This is a genomic window from Flavobacterium sp. (assembly GCF_044368625.1).
Taxonomy (GTDB): Bacteria; Bacteroidota; Bacteroidia; order Flavobacteriales; family Flavobacteriaceae; genus Flavobacterium.
On record NZ_JBIPPD010000191.1, the window covers coordinates 1 to 6,442 of the forward strand.

Below are 6,442 nucleotides of genomic sequence, written 5' to 3' on the forward strand. Positions count from 1 at the left end.
GTTGGAGATAAAATTAACGCTTGTGTGTTTCTGTTGTTCGCATCAATTTTTTGTATAAGTGGAAAACCAAAAGCTGCCGTTTTCCCAGTACCCGTTTGAGCTAACGCAACCATATCAGTGTCTTTTTCCAATAATAGGGGAATCGCTTTCTCCTGTACTTCAGTCGGATTCTCAAATCCTAGATCTAAAATCGCCTTCAGTAACGATTCACTCAATCCTAATTGTTCAAATTTATTCATATAGTATTTTAAATATTTTGCAAAAGTACGGCAAATATTTCTGATTAACTAATGTTAATTTGTCTTTTACAAAATTACTAATAATTGATTATCAATAAATTAAGAACTCCGTATGGTGTGGTTTCTTTTTTGATAACAAAATTTCTTCGAAAAAACCAAATTGCAACGTGCTGAAAAGCTGATTTTTATAAAAAAAAATGTTTTTTGGTCGTTCCCCTATCCCGATAGCTATCGGGAGGTCATCCACTCCCGCTTTCGGATGATAAATCGGGATGTCTCCCGATTTTTCATCCGGAGAGCTCTCCCGAGACTTCGGGACTACCCCTAAAGCGGGTTTACGTATCACCGTTTATTTTGCCAAAAATGCTAATAACTGCTTTACCGCCAAACCCCTATGACTTATTGCTGATTTTTCCGATTGGTTCATTTCGGCAAAAGTAATTTCATAATCATTGGCTTGGAAAATGGGATCGTAACCAAAACCGTTTACGCCTTTTTCAATTTCAGTAATCATACCTTGAATTATTCCTGTAAATAATTTTTGTTCACCATTTAAATTTAAAGCAATAACCGTTTTAAATTGGGCTTTGCGATTGTCAACTCCGTTGAGTTCGTGCAGCACTTTTTGAATATTATTTTTGTCGTTTTTTTGTTCACCAGCAAATCTTGCGGAATAAACCCCAGGAGCTCCATTCAAAAAGTCGATTTCCAATCCCGAATCGTCGGCAAAACAATTGTAGCCGTATTTTTGAGTGACGTAATTGGCTTTCAAAATGGCATTTCCTTCAATCGTATCGGCGGTTTCGGGGATATCTTCCGTACAACCAATGTCTTGTAAACTCAAAATTTGAATCGAAGAGGGAACTAAATTTTGAATTTCTTCGATTTTATGGCGGTTGTTGGAGGCAAAAACGAGTTGCATATTTTTTTAGGTTTAAAGGTAGAGTAAATCGTGGTGGGATTGCAACAATAAATGCGACATAATTTCATAACCTGCTGCATTCGGGTGGACTCCATCATCTGAAAAAAGTGGATTCATAGCATTGTCTTTTTCCAAAGCTGTAAAGAAGTCGACGTATACAACCGATTCTTCGTTAGCTAAAGAAACTAGAAAATGGTTTAAGGCTTTGATTTTTGGTATCGGAATAATTTTAGAATTCCAGTAATAAGAAGCAACAGGTAAAATGGAGCATAAAATGACTTTGCAACTTTTAGACTTTGCCACGTCAACGATTGTTTGAAAATGATGTTGGATTTTTTCTAAAGAGATTGGACCGTTATTTTCTGCTACATCGTTTGTGCCCACTAAAACAACAACGCATTTTGGTTTTAAATCAAGCACATCTGCGGTAAATCGGATAAGGATTTGAGTGCTTGTTTGTCCGTTAATTCCACGGTTTATTAGGTGCGAATTTGCTGTAAATAAGGCATCCGAATTCCAACCTGCAATAATAGAATCGCCAATGAAAACGACTCTATTTTCGGATATATTGGTTTTTAAAATCTGGTTTTCCGCTCTAAATTTTTCCAGATACGCAAAATAATTTTTGAGATGTTGCACAAAAAGGGGTACTTATTTCTTTCCGTTTTTATAACGCACTTTTTCTACCACTTCTATTTTCGGAGCAGGCTTTTTTGGTCGAGTTGTATTTTTTGAAAAAGTTTTTCCTTTTGGTGGAGCAGTACTTGTTGGAGGTTTAGTTGTTTTTGCACGATTGTTTACTGCATCGCGATTTTTTGAAATTACATCCATCGCATTTTTAGGCTCTTCCTTTGTGCCTCTTAAATGAATGATCAAACCGTTCAAGAAATTACGCAACACTTGGTCGCCACATTCCATAAAATTGGGATGATCCTCTGCTCTAAAAAAAGCATTCAATTCCGGTTTTCCAATACGGAAATCAACTAATTCTAGGATTTCGATAATTTGTTCGTCTCGCAATTGTAAGGCTACCCGTAATTTCTTAAAAACATCATTATTGTTCATGGAATCATTTTTTGCAAAGGTACTTTTTATTTTGGTATATACTTTTATTTTTTCTGTCGTCAAATCGCAGTCTCAGTTGCAGTCTCAGTCGCAGTCTCAGTCAAAGTCGCAGTCCTACTGAAACTTTAAACCTGACCCGAGGCGAAGCCGAACGGAGCAAAGCTAAACCATAGACTGAAAACTGCGACTGCAAACTGAGACTTGCAATTCCCCTTTTTTTTCCATACGTTTGAGTTTCCGAAACACCATAAAATATATGCTCATCAAACCACGCAAGGCACTCAACAAAGCTTTTCTCAAAATCCGTCCCGACCGCATTGGAATTGAATTGTTTAAATCGAAACTCATCCTGCTTTTGGATTCCAGCAAGGCCAATGAATCCGAAGAGTTTCATAAAAACTTGATTTCCGATTTTCTCAAAAACACCTATTATTCGCCCCACTATTTTATCAATACCAAAGGCAGAAACGATCTCGTTATTCACACCAAGGCCGATGCTCAAAGTGCCGTAGGTGTCATCATCGAAGCCAAAAGTCCGACCAACAAAGCCGAGATGATTTCCGAGAAAAACCTGAACAACAAAGCTTTGCAGGAACTCGTCTTGTACTTTCTGCGGGAACGCATCAGTCATAAAAATCTGGAAGTCAAACACCTTGTGGCGACCAACCTGAACGAATGGTTTATTTTTGACGCACAAATTTTTGACAAACTCTTTGCACAAAACAAGCCGTTTGTCAAGCAATTTGTAGACTTTGAGGAAGGGAAATTATCCGGCAACACGACCGATTTTTTCTACCGAGAAATTGCCAAACCCTACATCGCTACCGTTATTGATAAAATAGAATATACCTGTTTTGACCTTGCTAGTTACGATACCATACTGCGAAATGCCAATAAAGACGACGATGCCAAGTTGATTGTGCTGTACAAACTACTTTCGCCCGAACATCTTCTGAAATTGTCTTTTACCAACGATAGCAATACCTTAGACAAGAATTTCTATAATGAACTCCTGCACCTCATAGGCTTGACCGAAACCAAAGAAGGCGGCAAGAAACTCATTCAGCGTCCGAAAGTGGGCGAACGACACAGCGGTTCGTTACTCGAAAACACCATCAACCAGTTGGACAGTTTAGATAAAATTTCACGGCTTACCAATGCCAAACAGTACGGCGACACGTATCAAGAACGCCTTTTTACTGTGGGTTTGGAACTTTGCATCACGTGGGTCAACCGTATCTTGTTTTTAAAACTATTGGAAGCCCAACTCATCAGTTACCACAAAGGCGACTCGAGTTATGCGTTTTTGCACAAAGGCGTTTTGCACGATTACGACAACTTGAATGCCTTGTTTTTTATGGTACTTGCCAAGAAACCCGAGGATCGAAGCGACCGTGTCAAAGATTTGTTTGCCAAAGTACCGTACCTGAACAGTTCGCTTTTTGAACCTACCGATTTAGAACACGACACCCTTTTTATCTCCGGTTTGGAAGACAACATTCCGATGGCTTTAATTGCAGGAACCGTTATTAAAGACGGCAGAGGCAAGAAACAAAAAGGAACGTTAAACGCCTTGGACTATTTTTTTGACTTCCTTGACGCTTATGATTTTGCCAGCGAAGGCAGCGAGGACATTCAGGAGGATAATAAAACGTTGATAAACGCCTCGGTGTTGGGCTTGATATTCGAGAAAATCAACGGGTATAAAGACGGTTCGTTTTACACCCCTAGTTTTATTACGATGTACATGTGTAAAGAAACCATTCGGCGTGCCGTGTTGCAAAAGTTTAATGAAATCAAGGGATGGAACTGCCAAGAATTTGAACAACTCTACAATGCCATTGACGATACCAAAGAAGCCAATGCCATTATCAACAGCCTCAAGATATGCGATCCGGCAGTGGGTTCCGGACACTTTTTAGTCTCGGCCTTGAATGAATTGATTGCCATCAAACACGATTTAAAAATACTAACCGATACCAAAGGACGACGATTGAAGGAATACCAAATCGAGATTGTAAACGACGAACTCATTGTGACCGACGACGATGGCGTACCTTTTACCTACAACCCCAACAGTGCCGAAAGCCAGCGGGTACAAGAAACGCTCTTTCACGAAAAACAAATCCTGATTGAAAACTGCCTCTTTGGTGTAGACATCAACCCCAACTCCGTTAAGATTTGTAGATTACGGTTGTGGATTGAACTACTCAAAAATGCGTACTATAAAGCCTCCCCCGACCCCTCCAAAGGAGGAACAGCTGCAGTGGGTGCAAGTATATTGAGAGCTCCCTCTCCTTTGGAGAGGGCGGGGGGAGAGGCCTCGCTTGAAACCCTACCTAACATCGACATCAACATCAAGTGTGGGAACTCGCTGATTGCTCGATTTGGGTTGGATGCCGATTTAAAGAAAGCCTTAAAGCAAAGCAAATGGAACATCGAGAGCTACAAACTGGCGGTTTCTACCTACCGCAATGCCGAAAGCAAAGAACAAAAGCGCGAAATGGAACGCTTGATAACCGACATCAAGGGTAACTTTAGAAGCGAGATTGCCATTAACGACCCTAAAAAGTTAACGTTAGAAAAAAAGAAAGGCGAACTCTTTAATTTTACCCAGCAAGTAGGCCTTTTTGAACGCAGCAAGAAGGAGCAAACCGCTTGGAACAAAACCGTAAACACGCTTACCGCCGAGGTACAAAAACTAGAAAAAGACATTGAAGAAATAAAGAGCAACAAGATTTACGAAAACGCGTTTGAATGGCGCTTTGAGTTTCCCGAAGTACTCAACGATGCCGGCGATTTTGTGGGATTTGATGTGGTAATTGGGAATCCGCCTTATGTTGATGCTAAAAAATTAGCTGCGATAAGCACTATATTAAAAGAAAATTTTCAAGTTTATTTTAGTAGCTCAGATTTAAGCAGTTACTTCTTCGAAATTGGTCTTAATGTTTTAAAGCCAAATGGTTTACTTTCTTATATAAATACTAATAAATTTTTTAAAACTGAATACGGAAAACCATTGCGAAAGTTCATTTCTGATTATAAAATTCATTCTATTGTAAATTTTGAACAAGTTCCAATTTTTGATGAAGCCTTAGTTTCTAGTTTAATTATCATTTTTGAAAAAAGTAAATCAAAATCAGAATTTACATTTTCTGAATTTTCAAAAGAGCCCTCGCCATTTTTGGATTTTAACAACCAAGTTTCAATACGAAATTCAATTATTTCTTCTGAATCAGTTAGTGAAGCATCATGGGCATTTAATACTAATTCTATTTCAGGGCTAGTTGAAAAATTATACAGAAATGCTAATAAACTAAAAGATATTAGTACTATTGATATAAGAAGAGGAGTTACTACTGGATTTGATCCTGCGTTTATTATTTCAAATGAACTTGCTAAACAAATTTCTAATAACAATATTATAAAGCCTCTTCTTAAAGGAGCGCATATTAAGAAATATAAAACTCTAAATTCAGGACTTAACCTGATTTTTACCAGACGAGGTTACGATATTGAAGAAGATACACTTATTAAAGAACATTTATTTTCTTTTTATGAGGATTTAAAACCAAGAATAAAAAAAGAAATTAGAGGTCGGAAAGCTGGTAAGTATAAATGGTATGAAATTCAAGACAACATAGCTTACTATAAAAATTTCGATAAAGATAAAATTATCTGGCCTTTAACAGCTGATAAATGGGGATTTGCTTTAGATTTTGACAAAAACTTTTTGTCAAGTGGAGGTTTTATGTTGATTTCAGAATCTTTAGGATTAAAATATTTACTAAGTGTTCTTAACTCTAAAATTATGAATTTTTTGTTTAAACAAATTGGTGTAATGACGGCTGGTGGAGCATACACCCTTAAAAAAGCAACGATAGAAGAATTTCCGATTAAGGAAATATCATCAGAAAACCAACAACCCTTCATTGAAAAAGTCGACCAAATCCTAACCCTAAAACAAGCCAACCCATCGGCAGATACATCGGCATTAGAGCGCGAGATTGATGTGATGGTTTATGAATTGTATGGTTTGAGTGAAGAGGAGATAAAGGTTGTGGAGGGGGAATAAGTATTAAGATTGGGGTATTAAGCTAAATGGATATATATGCAAAGTACGACTATGCCACATTAATCGAATATGAGTCTACCAGAAAGTGTAATAATAATTAAATAGTGTACTTAAATAGAATTTAGTGCAGTTAAAAAATAA

Annotated in this window: 5 protein-coding genes; 1 reads left to right on the forward strand and 4 read right to left on the reverse strand. The window is 37.7% G+C overall.

The features are described 5' to 3' along the window. The 4 genes from ACIQ2X_RS12590 to ACIQ2X_RS12605 all read right to left on the reverse strand — a co-directional run. Nucleotides 1–239 (reverse strand): DEAD/DEAH box helicase (locus ACIQ2X_RS12590; RefSeq protein ID WP_396179269.1); only part of this gene is annotated, 239 nt, incomplete at its 3' end. A 349-nt stretch (nucleotides 240–588) separates the two neighbouring features. Then, nucleotides 589–1,161 carry a non-canonical purine NTP diphosphatase gene (locus ACIQ2X_RS12595; RefSeq protein ID WP_396179270.1) on the reverse strand — a complete coding sequence of 191 codons (573 nt, stop codon included), beginning with the start codon at nucleotides 1,159–1,161 and terminating at the stop codon, nucleotides 589–591. A 12-nt stretch (nucleotides 1,162–1,173) separates the two neighbouring features. Continuing rightward, on the reverse strand, nucleotides 1,174–1,800 hold the full coding sequence (locus ACIQ2X_RS12600; protein ID WP_396179271.1) for a GDSL-type esterase/lipase family protein: 627 nt from the start codon (nucleotides 1,798–1,800) through the stop codon (nucleotides 1,174–1,176). A 12-nt stretch (nucleotides 1,801–1,812) separates the two neighbouring features. Beyond that, nucleotides 1,813–2,226, reverse strand: a complete 414-nt coding sequence (locus ACIQ2X_RS12605) for a DUF1456 family protein (RefSeq protein ID WP_396179272.1) — start codon at nucleotides 2,224–2,226, stop codon at nucleotides 1,813–1,815. Nucleotides 2,227–2,482: 256 nt separating this feature from the next. Between ACIQ2X_RS12605 and ACIQ2X_RS12610 the strand changes: the two genes are divergently transcribed. After that, nucleotides 2,483–6,301: an Eco57I restriction-modification methylase domain-containing protein gene (locus tag ACIQ2X_RS12610; RefSeq protein WP_396179273.1), complete on the forward strand. Its 3,819-nt coding sequence runs from the start codon at nucleotides 2,483–2,485 to the stop codon at nucleotides 6,299–6,301. The last annotated feature ends 141 nt before the right edge of the window (nucleotides 6,302–6,442 follow it).